Genomic DNA, 15951 nt, shown 5'->3' on the forward strand with positions numbered 1-15951 from the left:
CGTTGCGGTTTGGGTCCGTTAAGAAAAACTGGTTCAGGATTCCCAAAAGTACGGCGCAGGGGCCGCTCCGACAAGCAAGGCCCAATTTCTTACGAAACCACCGTCGGCTTTAAACTTCGCGGCTTGAAAGCCGCGCCTTCGTCCGGCGCAAACGCTTCGATACCTTCCCGCTTTTGAATGGCTTCCAGCCGACGCCGTAGTTCCGCATCCGTGCGAAGTTTGGCGAGCAGTTGAAAATCATCACCGAGCAAATCCGCGGTGGTAATGGTTGCTTTCGCGAGTGCCAGACTCAGCAAGTCGGCAAACCGGGTATTGGCGTAGACGTGTTCTTTTTTCCGGAAATATTCCTTGTTTAGCACTTCGTACTGCCGCGTAATCCAGTCCGCCATGTCGGCGGAGTTGACCACCATTTTGTGCTGATAAACAGAAAGGCTATTCAGGAAACGGTGAATTTGGTCGATGGAAATGCGATTGGCGTAAAACAGATCGCGCAAGGTATAATCAAGCCGGTCGGCGCACAAATGCGGCAACGGCAGCTCCAGTAACGTGTAGGAATCGTCCGCCAATACCGACGGAGTAAAGCCGAATGTTTCCAGGATCGAGGGAATCTCGGACTGATTAATAATCTCGTCAAAAATGGCTTCGTGGTAGTCCTCACCCTCGTTTTTAAAAACGTAATCGGTGACGTGCGAAAAGGCGGTATGGGAAACATCGTGCAGCAGGGCAGCAATTTGTTCTTCCAGTGATCCGCCGAGCTTTCTGACCAGATAGTATACGCCAATGGAGTGCTCAAATCGGGTGTGATTAAGTGTAGGATCAACCAGAAAAATGGCTCCGCCCTGGTGCACCGACTTCAGCCGCTGAAACGGTTTTGACTGAATTAATGCTTCAATAACCGGCTGAACCGCAAACGTTCCGTACAATTTGTCGTTGATTACCATTAATTTACTGAGTTGCGTTTCAATCCAGCTTTTCCGTTTAATTAAACGATTGCCGAAACTCCAGCGGGGAGATATTCATTTTATTTTTAAACAGTTTGCTGAACGATTGCGGGTACTCAAAACCGAGCTGGTAGGCAATTTCACTAACGGATAACGAGGTGGTGGTCAGAATCTGCTGGGCCTTCTCGATGAGTTTGTTGTGAATGTGTTGCTGGGTATTCTGGCCGGTTAGCGAGCGCAGCATGTCGCTTAAATAATTGGGTGAAATCGCCAGCTGCTCCGAGACGTACTGAACGGTCGGCAGGCCCAGTTCCTGCACTTTGTCGCCGTCGAAATAATCGTCCAGCATGGTTTCCAGCTTGACTAACAAATCGTTGCTGGCGCTTTTTCGGGTAATAAACTGACGGTTATAAAACCGGTTGCAGTAGTTGAGCAGCAGTTCGATGTGCGAAATAATAACATCCTGGCTAAAGCCGTCGATAATCGAGCGGTATTCCTGGTCGATTTGCTGCATCAGATTGGTGATCAGCACTTCTTCCCTTTCCGAAACGTGCAGCGCTTCATTGACCGCGTACGAGAAATAACCGTAGGTTTTGAGTTTCTGCCCCAACGTAGAATGGCGGATATAATCCGGGTGAAACACCAGCCACCAACCAACACAGGACCGATCTTCTTCCGTGATTGTTGACAGAACCTGCCCCGGTGAGAAAAAAGTCATTACGCCGTGGTCGAAATCATAATAATGCTGACCGTACTTCATTTTACCTCGAAAATCTTTTTTGATGCAAACCGAATAAAAGTTATACATGTAACTCTTCATAACTTCCTCGGGAAAGCACATCGTCTGGCCTAAATCAATAACGCTGACCAGCGGATGCGCCGGTGTGGGCAAGCCCAGCAGGCGGTGCAGTTCGGAAATAGAATGAATCAGATAGGGCGATTGGGCCGTTTTTTTCATCGCGGGTTCACGGTTATACCGAATGGGTAAAGCCGTCTGCAACAGACGGCTTTACCCATTCGGTTTTAGCTGTATTTTACAAGTTTATCATAGCCATACCACTGCCGTCGTAGCGGTCGCCCACCGAAAGTCCCACCGGAACAATGGCTTCCAGTTTCGCCAGTTCTTGCGGGGTTAGCTGAACGTCAATGGCCGCGATATTTTGCTCCACGTACTCAACGTGTTTGGTACCGGGAATGGGCACAAATCCTTTGGAAATCACCCAGGCGATGGCCAGTTGCGTAGGTGTTACGCCTTTCTGGTCAGCCAGTTCTTTGATGGCATCGACCAGTTCGATGTTTTTGTAAAACTGCTCGCCCTGAAACCGCGGAATGCTGCGCCGGAAATCGTCCGCCGGGAAATCGTCCGGACTTTTAATTGCGCCCGTCAGAAACCCACGACCTACCGGCGAATACGCCACGAAACCGATGCCCAATTCCTGCAACACCTCGCTAATCCCGTTTTCCTCCACGCTGCGTTCGAAAAACGAGTACTCGGTTTGCACTGCCGTTATCGGATGAACACGATGCGCTTTGCGAATGGTTTCCGCCGACACTTCCGAAAGCCCAATATACCGTACTTTTCCTTCTTTGACCAGTTCAGCCATTGCGCCGACGGTTTCTTCAATGGGCGTGTTCGGGTCCTGGCGGTGCAGGTAATATAGGTCGATGTAATCCGAGCGCAGGTTTTTCAGCGACCGCTCAATGGACTTTCTGACGTAATCCGGCTGGCCGTTGATCCGCCAGGTCAGTTGTTCGTTGTCATCGATCTCAAAGCCAAATTTGGTGGCAAGGATGTATTGGCTGCGGTTGCCCTGGATGGCTTTGGCCACCAGCCGTTCATTCAGCATGGGGCCGTACAGATCGGCGGTGTCCAGGAAGTTACCGCCCAGTTCGAGCGAGCGGTGAATGGTGGCGATGGACTCGGCTTCGTCGGCTTTTCCGTAAATATCCGCCCCGGCAAGGGTTGTCATGCCCATGCAACCTAAACCAATTTTGGGTACTACCAGCCCTTGGCTGCCCAGTTTCGTTGTTTGAATACCGTTCATGATTTGTTTTTAAGTCTGTGTTGTCACGAGAACGGTACAAAGGTCCGGCGGCTGACCCGGAAAAAAGTAACCAAATCCCTTGGGATTGTATCCAAAATGGAGAAGCGGATACCGGGAGGGTTGAGCCGGGTTTTGGTTGTTGTCCGGGACTCATCGAACGGACAAGCCCCGGACAAAAGCCGTTAATCGACGCTGTTGGCGTTTTTTTTCGTGGGCTGAACCGAGTCGTCGGGCTTCTCGGTGGTTTTCTTCGTGGTGCGCGAGTTCGCCCCGTCCTTACCCGCTTTGCCTTCTTCCTTTTGGTTCTTTGAACTGTTTCCTCCACCCGACTGCGGAGAATAGTACTTGATGAATCGGTTCATAACGCTTGTGGTTTTATGGTGCAACGGCTTCATCGCGAAGCTTTTCCTAGTAACCCGCCAGTGCACCGGCTGTTGCCCCAAGTAATCGAATGGTTCCCGCGAAACCGAAGCCACGGAACCAATCCGCATTTGTCACTTCACCGGCGTAAACGTCATTTTGGGCAGTTTCATGGCGTTATCGATCACCTTGATTTCCAGCCGCAGAATTTCCTCTTCCGCCTTGGCGTCGATTTTCTCGGGATCGTCGCCCGGCTTGTGGTAATCCGGGTGACCGCCGGTATGGAAAAACAGCACGGGAATCTGTTTGGCGTAGAAAGCCGCATTGTCGGAGCCACCGTTTCCGGCCCGGTCGGTAAAGAATTTAATGCCCGCCGTCACGTCTTTGAACACGTCCGGCCAGGCGTCGGCGGTGCCGTAACCCCCGATACCCACGCCCCGGTTTGGGTCATACCGGCCAATCATGTCCATGCAAATCATGAAATTCAGCCGGTCCAGCGGCAGCGTCGGGTGGTTCAGAAAGTGCCGCGAACCCAGCAAACCGAGTTCTTCCGCGCCAAACCCCATAAACAGGATGTTGTACGGTTCTTTCACGCCATTGTTGGCGTAATACTGGGCCAGTTCCAGCAACCCGGCCACGCCCGAAGCATTGTCGTCGGCGCCGTTGTGAATCTGCCCCTGTGCGTTTTCCGCCAGCGAACTGCCCTGATTGCCCGTGCCCAGGTGATCGTAGTGAGCACCGATCAAGATGGTGTTGGTGGCGCCGTTGTCCAGAAACCCGATGACGTTGGCGGCTTTGCGCACGCTGTCGGTCACCACCACCCGCCGGACCCGGGCCGTAAAGTGCTGGTAGTAGCCATCGTCGCCCAGCGGTTTCAGGCCGTATTTTCGGAAATGCCGGGCGATGTAGGTAGCCGCTTTGGCATTTTCGCGGCTGCCCGTTCCCCGCCCTTTCATTTTATCGGAAGCGAGTTTTTCAATGTGTTTTTGAATGCGGTCGGCCGAGGGTTCCTGCGCCAGAAGCGGGGCCGTCAGAAAAAGTAAAAAGGCAAGCAAGCGGTAGTTCATGCCCGCAAAAGTAACGGATTTTGGCGGTTCCGAAACCGTGGTCAGGGGCCGATGATATTCGGAAACATTTTTGCAACTTTGCCCTTACGGGCATCCAGGGTGCCACTCATCAGCAATTTCTTCCTCTTCAGCCTCATGCGCATTCTGACAGCATTCCTTTTGGCGGTCCTTTTTCACGGCTTTACCCAGGCGCAAACGGCGTCGAAACCCAAGCTGGTGGTTACGCCCCTTAACGACCAGGTGCTCGTTCATACGACCTACGGGGTTTACCAGAACAACAGCATTCCTTCCAACGGACTAATTATCAAAACGAAAGACGGCATTGTCCTGGTGGACACGGGTTGGGACAGCGACGGCAATACCGACAACACCCGGCAACTGCTCCAGTGGGTGGCCGACAACCTGCATCAACCCGTCCGGCTTTGCATTGTCACGCACGCCCACGAAGACCGCATCGGCGGGGTCAGCGAATTGCGAAAAGCGGGGGTCCGGGTGGTTGGTACCCCGTTGACGGCTCAGAAAACCGTTAAGCTGGGTTACGAAGCGCCCGAAGGCAGCCTACCAAACGATACGACTTTCACGATCGGGCAGGAACCGATTCGCTGTTATTTTCCGGGCGAAGGGCACACCAGCGACAACATTGTGGTCTGGCTACCCAGGCAGAAGATTCTGCACGGCGGCTGTTTTGTCAAAAGTGTGGCGGCTTTCGGCATGGGCAACGTCGCCGACGCCAACCTGAAGGCGTGGTCTACCTCCATCCGCAACGTGATGCAGCAGTTCGGTACGGCGACGATTGTGGTGCCCGGTCACGAGGAATGGAGCGACACCAAGGCGCTGGAGCACACGCTGCGGTTACTGGAGAAGCATGGTGCAAAGCAACAGCGGTGAGAAAGCGGAGCTTTTGTTTACAGAACGCTGAGTATTAAAGTTTAATCGATAGCTCTAAATGCCCGCCCAAACCGCTTTCAACAATTTTTTGAAGCGTTGAAAGGCGAACCTCTTTTACGTTGTTCTCGATTTTTGAAATGTAAGACTTTGTCGTTCCCACTTTTTCGGCAAGCTGCTCTTGAGTCAATCCTTTTGCAAGCCGAGCTTCGTGAAGTAATGCACCAATTTTGAAGTTCTCGTAACCTGCTTCGAGGGCCTCCCGTTTTGCCGTACCCCGCTGACCGTAGTGCTGATCCTTAAACTGTTCCAGCGTGGTAAAATTATTTTCTTCCGTCTTCATATTCTTCCTTTATGTTGAGTGCTTTCTCAATTTCTTGTTTTGGAGTCTTTTGCGCTTTCTTTTGAAAACCGTTTGCCAAAACCACCAATTTTCCTTGATCGAAGAAGCAAAAGATTCGGAAAATATCACTACCTACCTGAACCCGAATTTCAAAAAGTCCATCCGTATTTTCGATGTGCTTGAGGTATGTTTCCGGAACTCGTGGGAGATCTTCGATCAGCTCCAGTGTCCAGATGATCTTCTCTTTCACTTTGTCCCGCTGCTTTACGAAGAACTCCTGAAAGAAATCCCTGTAAAAAATAATGGTCCGGTGCTTCTGATTTTCACTCACAAAGCAAATATACGAAAGTTGTCCTTAAGGGCAACTTTTAAGTAGCTCCTTTGAACTGGCTAAAATCAAGCAAATTGTTACTCTTGTAAGATTAGCCAATTTGCTCGTGATACCATCAAATAAAGAAGCCACCGCAGTTTTCCAACCACGGTGGCTTCTTCACTCAAAACCGTATCTCAACTTACTTCTCAAACGCCACCCAGCTCAGGGCGCCGATGTTCTGGGCTTTCGGGTCGTCTTTCAGGAAAACGAAGTAGAGGTCCTGCTTGCCGCCGGGGTTCTGAATCGGGGCGGTTAGCTCGGTGGTTTTGTTCCAGGCACCGGTGGCCGTGTAGTTCACCGTGCTGATCACCGGCCCTTTCAGCGACCCCGTCCGCACCTCAATCGTGCCGTCCTGGTCTTTCGACGCAATCTCGTAGGTCAGCTTCTGGATGCCTTTCAAATCCACCCCCTTCAGCACAAAATACGCCTTGTTGCGGGTGGCCGCCAGCCGTCCGCGCTGACGGTTCATGTTGTACACCTCGTCGGCTTCCCCCGCCGACACTTTGGCCGGACGCAAAATCAGGCTCTGGCTGCTGGTCAGGGGCGTAATGGCCCCGCCCCGGTCGGTGTACGACGCCGACAGAATGTAGCGGCCCGTCTGCTCCTTGCCCACGTGCTCCTTCAACACCGTTGCGCCCTGCTGCGGCAAGGTCACGTCCGGCTGCTGCATCGACAGTGCCAGCACGTACTTCACAATTTCGGTGGCGTCTTCCTTCGACAACTGCGGGTGGGCATTCATGGCGTGTTCTCCCCAGACACCGCCCCCGCCGGTAATCACCTTGTTGGCCAGCCGCGCCACCGCGCCCTTGTCGCCCCGGTATTTTTTGGAAACTTCCATAAACGCCGGTCCAACCGATTTGCCGTTGATCTGGTGGCAGGCTTTGCAGTCGCTGCCCTGCATCAGACTCTTGCCCAGGTTGAAGGTGCTCGTAATCTGCTGGTGGCCCACCAGCGGCTCGTTACCGGCCACTTTCGGGATGTAATTCAGGGCCACTTTGACCTTCTTCTTATCAATCGTTTTATCTTCGTTGTCGGTCACGTTCACCGTGTATCTGAACGGCGTCTGATCGGCGAAGAAGAACGTGCTGTTGTCGGTTGTGGCGATGGCCACCTGCGGCAGTGTGTTTCCAACTTTGATTTCCAGCGTGTCCACGGAACTGGCTCCCGTTGGGTCGGTTACCTTCAGCGTGACGTGGTAAATACCGTTCTTCTGGAACGTATAGGTCGGATTGGCCTCGGTCGAACCAATCTGAGCCCCTTCAAACCGCCATTCGTAACTCAGTTTGTCGTCCTCGTCAAAATCGTAGCTCTGGCGACTGTTGAAAGCCACTTTCAACGGAGCCAGACCGATGGTATCCCGCGCCATGACCCGGGCGACGGGCGCGCGGTTGCCGGGGTTGTATTCGATCTTGACCAGCCGCGCATCGTCGTTGTCAATGCCGTACACCGACCCGTATTCCAGCATGTAAATCTCGCCTTTCGGCCCAATTTCCATGTCAACCGGACGGCGGAAATCCCCGCGGGCGGGCATGAAGGCTTCCATCCGTTTGTAGTTCTGGTTTTCGTCCAGCCGCACCGCATAGACCCAGTTCCGCATCCAGTCGTACATGAACAGCGCCTTGTCGTAGTACTGCGGCAGTTTCACGTCCGATTGCAGGTTCGCGTTGAAGTGGTACACCGGACCACCCATGGCGCACCGACCGCCCGTTCCCAGTTCCGGAAACTCCGTCGATTTGCTGTACGGGTACCAGACCATCGCCTTCGTCACTGGCGGCAGATTTTTCAGCCCGGTGTTGTTCGGCGAATTATTGACCGGTGCGTTCGGGTCGAACTCCGCGCCCACGGCTTTGGTCGCAAAATCGTAGGCTTTGTACGGTTTGCTGTCACCGACGAAAAACGGCCAGCCGAAATTCCCGGCTTTTTTAGCCTGGTTGAATTCGTCGTAACCGCGCGGTCCCTGGGGGCCGTCGGTACCCGAATCCGGGCCAATTTCGCCCCAATACACCACCGACGTTTCCGGATCGACCGAAATCCGGTACGGGTTCCGGCAGCCCATCACGTAGATTTCGGGCCGCGTTCCGGCCGTACCTTTCGGGAACAGGTTGCCGTCAGGAATGGTGTACGAACCGTCGGGTTCAACGTGAATGCGCAGGATTTTGCCCCGCAGATCGTTCGTGTTTCCCGCCGAACGGGCCGCATCAAACGTCAGCCGCCCGGCCTGCCAGTCGGTTGGTGAAAAGCCGCTCGACTCAAACGGCACGGTATTGTCGCCCGTCGAAATAAACAGGTTGCCGTGCTTGTCCCAGGCCATCGACCCGCCGGTGTGCGCGCTCACTTCCAGATCAATCGGAAACTCAATGATGGATTTCTCCGACTTGAGGTCCAGCGTGCCGTCGTCATTCATCACAAACCGCCCGATGCGCTGCTTCGTCTGCTCGCCATCCTGAATCGTGTAGAAGAAATACAGGTAGTGGTTTTTGGCAAAATTCGGGTCGATGGTCATGCCCAGCAGACCGTTCAGGTATTTCTCCACGGCTTTGACCGGAAAATCGTAGACCAGTTTGGTGCTTTTGGTTTTCGGGTCGTACATGTAAAACTTACCGGGCCGCTCGACCATAAACACCCGGCCATCGGGCGCCACGGCCAGTTCCATCGGTTCGTTGAGATCATTGGACAAAACGGTCTTGACAAACCGCGTTTCGTCCGGTGTTTTCACGGCGTACGACTTCGAATAATCGAGGTCTTTGTTGTCGCCCATCACGTATTTCAAACCGCCGAGCAGGTGCTGCACAAACAGCGGTTCGCTGAAGCTCTCGTGGGTATGGCCCCCGCCCGTGTAGAAAGCCCGGCCCCCGTCAAACTCGTGGTACCAGACAAACGGGTGGTTATCGCCGTTGCGGCCTCCTTCGTACGTCGTTTCGTCGAGTTTCGCCAGCACCTTCACGTCGGGATTAATGCTTTTGTAGCTGTAGAGTTCGTCAAAACGCTCCCATCGGTCGGGCAGAAAGCTCGTCGACGGGTGGTTTTTGTCGACCACATCAATGGCGGCTTTCTGCTGTTTGGGGTGGTGCAAAAAGTACGCGCCGGCGAGTTTGTTGTACCAGGGCCAGTCGTACTCAGTATCGGCAGCCGCGTGAATCCCCATGTAACCGCCCCCGGCCTGAATGTAGCGTTCAAAGGCCACCTGCTGATCGGCATTCAGGACGTTGCCGGTGGTGCTCAGAAAGACCACGGCGCTGTAATTTTTCAGGCTGTCTTCCACGAAATACGCCCCGCTCTTGGTCGTATCCACCCGAAAACCGTTCTCCTGGCCCATCTTCTGGAGAGCCGCGATGCCGGTCGGAATGGATTCGTGGTAAAAGCCTTTGGTCCGTGAGAACACCAGAATGCGGGGCGTTTTCGGCGCCGGAGCCGGAGCTGCGGCAACGGTTTGCGCAGCCGCTTGATTTTGGTTTTGGCCAGTAGCCGCCCTGGGCGATTTACAGCCGTAAAAACTCCAGGCCGTTGCAGCCGTCACAAGTAGAGCGGTCGCAATCGTCCTGGTTTTAGTAGAGGTTAGCATAAAGGGATTGGTAAAAATTCAGGTAAATTAAACGGTTAAAACCGTCCGTAAAAAATGGATGACCGGATAATATTAACCCACGGTTGAATCGCACCGGCGACTCCTCCGTGGGCTGATCCTATAAAACTGTTATCACTATCCGTTTCAGCGGTTTTGGTTTGTTACAACTTGATGGCCCACTCGTCTCTGAGTGACCGTTCCAGCCGGGCGTTGGCGTCTTTGTCTTTTTTAAACTGCTCCTTCTTCGGGTTCCATTCCAGCGGACGTTTCAGCTCGTAAGCGATGTTGCCGATGGTACAAACCGTGGCCGTGCGGTGCCCGATTTCCACGTCGCAGATCGGTTTGCTGCGTTTGCGCATCGCATCCAGAAAATCCTTGTAATGGTTTTCGCTGCGGTAAACGTGTTTTTCGTCCGGGCCAATCACTTTGGCTGCGAGCGTAGCCGGATTGGTTTCGAGCTTTTTCCGCTGGATGTTCAGGGTTCCTTCCGAACCGACAAACTGAATGGCGTTGTTCCACTCCCAGGGCTCGTGGGTCATTGTGATCCCGTTGTCGTAGCGGTAGGTCAGGAACTTGTGGTCTTTGCCGTCCGGCGGAATCACCTCGACCGGTCCGCTGTCGTCTTTGTCCAGCGCCCACTGCACGATGTCGAACATGTGCGCGCCCCAGTCGGTCACCATGCCGCCCCCAAATTCCTTGTAATTCCGCCAGTTGGGAAACACGTCCTTCGACAAGGGCGGAGCCAGTTCAGTATTGAAGGCCACCGGCTGATTGGGTCCCAGCCACAGGTTCCAGTCCAGCCCTTCCGGAATCGTTTCGGCCGGTAAATCATACGCTTTCGGCGGAGGGCCAACGTTTACCCGAATGTTCTTGATGTCACCCAGATACCCGTTGCGGACCAGTTCGGCGGTTTGCCGGAATTCGGGCCAGGAGCGCTGCATGCTGCCGGTCTGAAACACCCGGTCGTGTTTGCGGGCCGCGTTCACCATGGCCCGGCCCTCCTTGATGGTTAGGGCCAGCGGTTTTTCGCAGTAGATATCCTTCCCGGCTTCGGCGGCTTTGACGGCCATAACGGCGTGCCAATGATCGGGCGCGGCAATAACCACGGCGTCGATGTCTTTGCGGTCGAGTAGTTGACGGAAGTCGTTATACGCCTGAATGGCGGGGTGCTCGCCCTTTACTTTTGCCCTCCCCTCCTCACTGGTATAATACGTTTTGGTCTGTTCGATAAACAAATCCCGTTTGGCCTTGTACACCTCGGCAGCCGCCAGGATTTTGGTTTCGCCGGTCGCCAGAAAGTTGCGGGCCAGTCCGCGGCTTTGTTTGCCGGTTCCGATAAAACCGAGGCTGATGATGTCACTCGGTGCCAGATAGGCCGAACCGTCCGCCCGTTTTCCACCCAGCACAAACCGGGGAACAATCAGAAAAGCCGACAGGGTTGCCGATGCCTGACCAATGAATTTACGCCGGGACAAGGCGCTGAACGTGTCTTTTTCCATGTGGTTTGGAATGAGGGTCTTGATTTCCTACTAAAAGCGTTCAAGCAGCCGGATTTACTACTCTGATTTTCTCTATCTGGCCCTCAAAACCCGCTTCACATCCTTCTTTTTACGTTTCAACTGACTTGTTATTAACAATTTAACCGCAACGCTCCAACTTTGACCATTCAGTAAACACAAATCACTACGCCAATGAAAATGATTCTGATGACGCTGCTGGCGGTTGTTCTGCTTGGCAGTTGCAAAAAAGACCCCGACGCCGTGATTCCGGGTGGTTATGTACCGACGGCAACCGCCGGAAAATGGATGTATGGCTCGTTTGCCATGAGCGAGTTCTGGTCGTACGACGGCACCTACCAGGGCAGCCCCTTTGAACTGGCTGTGATGTTTGATTTCAAAACCGACGGTACTTACGAGAAGTATTTCGTAGCCCACACCCGCGATTATGCCGGATGCAAAACGGAAACGCTCAGCTTTGAGAAAGGCAGCGTGGACTTTGACGAAGCCAACGGCTCTTTTACGACCACCCCAACAGAAGGGCATTACCGGGCCTTTTATTCCTGCTTTCCGAAGCAAAACGTCAACCAGAAAATGAACCGCCCGGATTTAGAGCCGCAGACCTATTATTACGAAACAACGACGGCCCCCAACGGCCAGCCCAACCTGGTGGTACGGTTTAAAGAGGGCGATACCAACACAAGCCTTTTTCAGCCCACCTCCTGGTGATACGAAGCGGAAACCGGCGCCTAATTAGCCAGAAAATAGACAATCCGGCAGGCGGTGCCGGTGCTTTTGGGATTTTTGGTGGTCGCCATCCGCAGGTGCAGCACGTGCTTTTTATCCGGCAAATTTCCGGCGAACAGCTTGTACCAGGGCAAGTGCAACTGCTGGCTCCACTGCGTTTGCAGGTCCATTTTCTGATACGGGCCGTTGTCGATGCGGTATTCCACCTCGCCTGCGTCCGGCCCCGACACGATGGCCATGCCCACGGCGCTCCCCGTAAAATTCAGCGTCAGCGTGGCGCCCGGCGTGGTGGCTTCCAGCATGGGCCGGTCGACAAAACCGGCCCGGGTGCCAACCTGATCCGCCGGTTTCCAGCTTTCGACCCGTTTCCAACCGCTGCCGAGCTTAGCGTCCTGAATCGGCACGTACCGCCCCCGCTCGAAATTGCCCCGGTTCAACGGAGCAATTGACACCGACGGTTTGCCGTCCTTGTCGGCTGATCGAAAACCGGCCTCCAGCAAATACCGGATCGTCTGAAAATAGATTTCCTGCCCAAACGGCGAGGGGTGCAGGTCTTTGAAATCAAATTCCCACGTAAACTCTTTGGCGGCAATGCGGTCGTAAACTTCGCGCGCCAGATCGATGGAAGGCAGGCCGTAATGGGCGGCCACGCGCTCGTGGTTGGCCAGCTCGACCGGTTTTTTGCCCTGCCGAAAGTCACCAAACTTATCCGGGTCGGCGAATTCCATCAGCACCACGTCCGCCAGCGGATTATTCCGGCGGGTGTGCCGCACAATGCCTTCCAGCGCCCGGAGCTGCGTCAGGCTGTCAGTTTCGTTGGTGCGGTCGTTGACGGCGGCTTCCAGAAACAGCAGGTCAATTTTTCCCTGGCTCAGCACATCCTGCTCCACCCGGAATGCGTGCGGCAAACTCCCCAAAGACGGGATTCCGGCCCGGATAAATGTGAATTCTGTTTGCGGAAACCGTTCCTGCAAATACCGGCTTACCTTGTCACGCCAGCCCGGATTGTGCGTAATGGAACCGCCCAGAAACGCCACCGTGGCCTTTTTCTGCTCTGTAATGGCTCGGTACACGTTCGGCAAGCCGTTCCGGAGTTGCCCGTACGGTTGGTGTTCCAGCGGTTTTTGAACCGGGTAGGAATGTTGCTGAATGAAATCGGCCCACCATTCGGGGTGTTCAATCGGGAAGTGGTGGCCTTCCAGCGTTTGCCCTCCCCGCGACATCGAATAAACCGTGGCCGGGCCTCCCAGTTTCTGATACCGTTCAACGAGCGGGAATGTATTTTCATCATTCGGCACCAGCTTGTCGTGCAGGCTGATGACGTGCAGAATGGGCACTTTGTAAGCCGCCAGTCCGGCCAGGTTGTCCATCGGCTGATCGGCGTAATCCAGCGCCTGCTGCTCCGAAAAGCCGTAGACTTCCAGCAATTGCTGCCACGACTTGGCGTCGCCTTTTCCCCCGCCTTTTCCGCCGGGCCAGCTTTTGAAATCGCAGACCGGCGCTTCGGCGTAAATGCAGCTCACCCTGGCGGGGTTGCGTTTGGCCCAGCCGTAGACGTACAGTCCACCCCGACTCACCCCTTCGAGCGCCACTTTGGGGGCAAACCCTTTGGCTGAGACGAGATACTGGTAAAAATCGTCCCAGGTCATCATGGCTTTGGGCGCACCGTATTGATCGTTGGTGTTGATGTAGGCGATGTGAAAGCCGCGTTCGAGCAGAATGCTGTCCATTTCGACGTGCCAGTCGGGAAAGTGCGCCCGCCAGACCCAGGGATTCCCGGGCAACGGCTTTCGGGGTTTGACGTACCGGGCCGGGATGCCGTTGAGCTTAAATTCTACTTTTTCGAAGCTATGCCACGGCGTGGTTGTTTCTTGAACTTGAGCCGACAAAACCGTCGCGGATGCGATCAGAAAAAACGTACAGAAAACAAGAGGAAAACGCATGGTGGAATAAAGAATCAACGTATCTTGGTAAGCCGCCCGGTATGACATTCTACTCAATTTAAGGGTTTTGCGGGCAATAAAAAGAGAAATCCGCTTCGTCGGTATACGGCATGAGAGTTCTGTACCGTCAGACCGTACTTTTGCTGCGTAATCACGTTGACGCACCCATTCCTATACTATGCCTACTTCTTCCCACGACCGAACCGCCCAGACAACCTCCCCAATAAGTGCGTCCTTGTTTCCCTTTAAAATCGGCTTATTCGGCATTGGCCTGGACACGTACTGGGCGCAGTTCGACGGCCTGGAAGAGCGGCTGAAAGGCTATCTTCAGCGGGTGGAAGACCGGTTTTGGCGCCCGGACGTGGACGTGGTGAATCTGGGACTGGTTGATTCCCCGGAAAAAGCGCTGGCGGCTGGTCACCGGTTTCGGCAGGCCGACATTGACCTGCTGTTTGTTTACGTGACGACATACGCGCTCTCGGCCACGGTATTGCCCGTCGTGCAGCGGGCCAAAGTGCCGGTAATTATCCTGAACCTCTCGCCCGAACCGGCCATCAACTACGCGTGGTTCAACCAGTTAAACGACCGCACCCGCATGACCGGCGAATGGCTGGCTTACTGCTCGGCCTGCCCCGTTCCCGAAATTGCCAACGTGTTCCGGCGGGCCCACATTCCGTTTCAGCAGGTGACGGGAATGCTCGAAAACGACCCCGAGGGCTGGCGAGAAATCGACGACTGGATTGAAGCCGGGCGGGTGGTCCACATCATGGCGCACAATTGCCTGGGCCTGATGGGCAACTACTACAGCGGAATGCTCGATATCTATTCGGACCTGACGCTCCAAAACGCCACCTTCGGCGGGCACATGAAAATTATCGAAGTCGATGAACTCTCGGCGCTGCGCGAAGCCGTCTCCGCCGACCAGATTCACGAACGGACGCATCTCTTTGCCGAAACCTTCGACGTGCAGGACGACTGCCTGCCCGAAGAACTCGACCGGGCCGCCCGCACGTCGGTAGCGCTGGATCAACTGGTCGAAACGCACGGGTTGGGCTCGCTGGCGTATTACCACAAAGGCAGCGGTAACCCGGCCAACGAAGACACAATGAGTTCGGTTATTCTGGGTAATTCGCTGCTGACGGCGCGGGGCATTCCGGTAGCCGGGGAATACGAAGTCAAGAACGCCCAGGCTATGAAAATCATGGACAGCTTTGGCGTGGGCGGTTCTTTTACCGAGTATTACGCGATGGACTTCGCCGACGATGTGGTGCTGATGGGCCACGACGGCCCGGGCCACATCCGGATTGCGGAAGGCAAAACCAAAGTTCGTCCGCTGTACGTCTACCACGGCAAAGTCGGGAAAGGGCTTTCGGTGGAAATGTCGGTAAAAAACGGGCCGGTGACGCTGTTGTCGGTGGTGGAAAACGGTAACGGAAAAATCAGTCTGCTGGTGGCCGAGGGCGAATCTGTGCCCGGCCCCATTCTACAAATCGGCAACACCAACAGCCGCTACCGGTTCTCGCTGGGTGCCCGGCACTTCGTTCAGACCTGGAACAGCCACGGTCCGGCCCACCACTGCGCGGTCGGAGTAGGTCACATTGCGGCCAAGCTGGCGAAGCTGGGGGCTCTATTAAACATTGAGGTGATTCGGGTTTGCTAACCCCCCAGCCGGGGAATGTGCTGTAAGCCAACTCTCTCTTCTCCCCTTCTTTACGGCGCCCATCCGTTGGCTCAATCGTCTGCTTTCCGCACCATCTTGCGTTCTGGCGGACGGCTTTAGTCGGCCCGCTACCGTGTCCATCCGCCAGCTGCTCCAGCTTCCGCTACCTTTGTGACAACCGCAATCGGATTGTGCTTTCGATCGGCACGCCCGGATAACGGCGGTCAGCTAGTTCACACCTTTGCAACTATGACACGGATAACCACACTGCTCTTTACCCTCCTGCGACGCCCCGAAGCGAACAATCAGGAAGCCCCTCTCGTTTTAACCGGCGCCGTTTTATTGGGTCTGGCAGCTCCGTTTACTACGTATTGGATCTGGATCACCGGTCAACCGGCTGCCGCCCTGTGGGTGGGCCTGACGCTCTGGCTGACGATCCTGGTTGCTGGCACAGCTTTCTGGCTGCTGGCGCTCGGCCGACAATCCTAAAAAGCGCTTTGATAGGCTGAATACCCCACCGCTCCCCGCT

14 protein-coding genes are annotated in these 15951 nt (G+C 54.7%); 4 read left to right on the forward strand and 10 right to left on the reverse strand.

Annotated elements, in window-relative coordinates; genetic code table 11:
- Nucleotides 1–89 precede the first annotated feature (89 nt).
- The 5 genes from OQ371_RS01745 to OQ371_RS01765 all read right to left on the reverse strand — a co-directional run bounded on the left by OQ371_RS01745 (nucleotide 90) and on the right by OQ371_RS01765 (nucleotide 4413).
- Complete coding sequence (locus OQ371_RS01745; protein WP_265991969.1) at nucleotides 90–941, reverse strand: HD domain-containing protein; 852 nt, start codon at nucleotides 939–941, stop codon at nucleotides 90–92.
- Nucleotides 942–978: 37 nt separating this feature from the next.
- A complete protein-coding gene (locus tag OQ371_RS01750; protein ID WP_265991970.1) occupies nucleotides 979–1899 on the reverse strand; it encodes a helix-turn-helix domain-containing protein in 921 nt (306 codons plus the stop codon).
- Nucleotides 1900–1975: 76 nt separating this feature from the next.
- Nucleotides 1976–2986: an aldo/keto reductase gene (locus OQ371_RS01755; RefSeq protein WP_265991972.1), complete on the reverse strand. Its 1011-nt coding sequence runs from the start codon at nucleotides 2984–2986 to the stop codon at nucleotides 1976–1978.
- 182 nt (nucleotides 2987–3168) lie between these two features.
- Nucleotides 3169–3348 (reverse strand): hypothetical protein, encoded by a 180-nt coding sequence (locus OQ371_RS01760; protein WP_265991974.1) that lies wholly within the window; start codon nucleotides 3346–3348, stop codon nucleotides 3169–3171.
- Nucleotides 3349–3480: 132 nt separating this feature from the next.
- A complete protein-coding gene (locus OQ371_RS01765) occupies nucleotides 3481–4413 on the reverse strand; it encodes a M20/M25/M40 family metallo-hydrolase (protein WP_265991976.1) in 933 nt (310 codons plus the stop codon).
- Between the two features lie 135 nt (nucleotides 4414–4548).
- Here OQ371_RS01765 and bla point away from each other — a divergent pair, with 135 nt between their 5' ends.
- Entirely contained in the window at nucleotides 4549–5301 is a 753-nt protein-coding gene (gene bla / locus OQ371_RS01770; protein WP_265991977.1) for a subclass B1 metallo-beta-lactamase, read from the forward strand.
- A 34-nt stretch (nucleotides 5302–5335) separates the two neighbouring features.
- Here bla and OQ371_RS01775 read toward each other — a convergent pair whose 3' ends face one another.
- The 4 genes from OQ371_RS01775 to OQ371_RS01790 form a co-directional block, all read right to left on the reverse strand.
- Nucleotides 5336–5641 carry a helix-turn-helix domain-containing protein gene (locus tag OQ371_RS01775; RefSeq protein ID WP_265991979.1) on the reverse strand — a complete coding sequence of 102 codons (306 nt, stop codon included), beginning with the start codon at nucleotides 5639–5641 and terminating at the stop codon, nucleotides 5336–5338.
- The gene (locus OQ371_RS01780) at nucleotides 5622–5972 is read right to left on the reverse strand and encodes a type II toxin-antitoxin system RelE/ParE family toxin (RefSeq protein ID WP_265991980.1); all 351 of its coding nucleotides are present in this window, start codon (nucleotides 5970–5972) and stop codon (nucleotides 5622–5624) included. The genes OQ371_RS01775 and OQ371_RS01780 overlap by 20 nt, the downstream gene beginning before the upstream one ends.
- Nucleotides 5973–6153: 181 nt before the next feature.
- The gene (locus OQ371_RS01785) at nucleotides 6154–9576 is read right to left on the reverse strand and encodes a ThuA domain-containing protein (RefSeq protein WP_265991981.1); all 3423 of its coding nucleotides are present in this window, start codon (nucleotides 9574–9576) and stop codon (nucleotides 6154–6156) included.
- Nucleotides 9577–9737: 161 nt separating this feature from the next.
- Entirely contained in the window at nucleotides 9738–11075 is a 1338-nt protein-coding gene (locus OQ371_RS01790) for a Gfo/Idh/MocA family protein (RefSeq protein WP_265991982.1), read from the reverse strand.
- A gap of 192 nt (nucleotides 11076–11267) precedes the next feature.
- Between OQ371_RS01790 and OQ371_RS01795 the strand changes: the two genes are divergently transcribed.
- On the forward strand, nucleotides 11268–11801 hold the full coding sequence (locus tag OQ371_RS01795) for a hypothetical protein (RefSeq protein ID WP_265991983.1): 534 nt from the start codon (nucleotides 11268–11270) through the stop codon (nucleotides 11799–11801).
- Nucleotides 11802–11821: 20 nt separating this feature from the next.
- Here OQ371_RS01795 and OQ371_RS01800 read toward each other — a convergent pair whose 3' ends face one another.
- Nucleotides 11822–13762, reverse strand: coding sequence for an SGNH/GDSL hydrolase family protein (locus OQ371_RS01800; RefSeq protein ID WP_265991984.1), 1941 nt, complete (start codon nucleotides 13760–13762; stop codon nucleotides 11822–11824).
- Between the two features lie 178 nt (nucleotides 13763–13940).
- Here OQ371_RS01800 and OQ371_RS01805 point away from each other — a divergent pair, with 178 nt between their 5' ends.
- Together OQ371_RS01805 and OQ371_RS01810 are read left to right on the forward strand one after the other, a co-directional pair.
- Nucleotides 13941–15422 carry an arabinose isomerase gene (locus OQ371_RS01805; RefSeq protein WP_265991986.1) on the forward strand — a complete coding sequence of 494 codons (1482 nt, stop codon included), beginning with the start codon at nucleotides 13941–13943 and terminating at the stop codon, nucleotides 15420–15422.
- A gap of 249 nt (nucleotides 15423–15671) precedes the next feature.
- On the forward strand, nucleotides 15672–15911 hold the full coding sequence (locus OQ371_RS01810; protein ID WP_265991988.1) for a hypothetical protein: 240 nt from the start codon (nucleotides 15672–15674) through the stop codon (nucleotides 15909–15911).
- Nucleotides 15912–15951 lie beyond the last annotated feature (40 nt).

This window comes from Larkinella insperata (assembly GCF_026248825.1).
GTDB classification, from domain to species: domain Bacteria; phylum Bacteroidota; class Bacteroidia; order Cytophagales; family Spirosomataceae; genus Larkinella; species Larkinella insperata.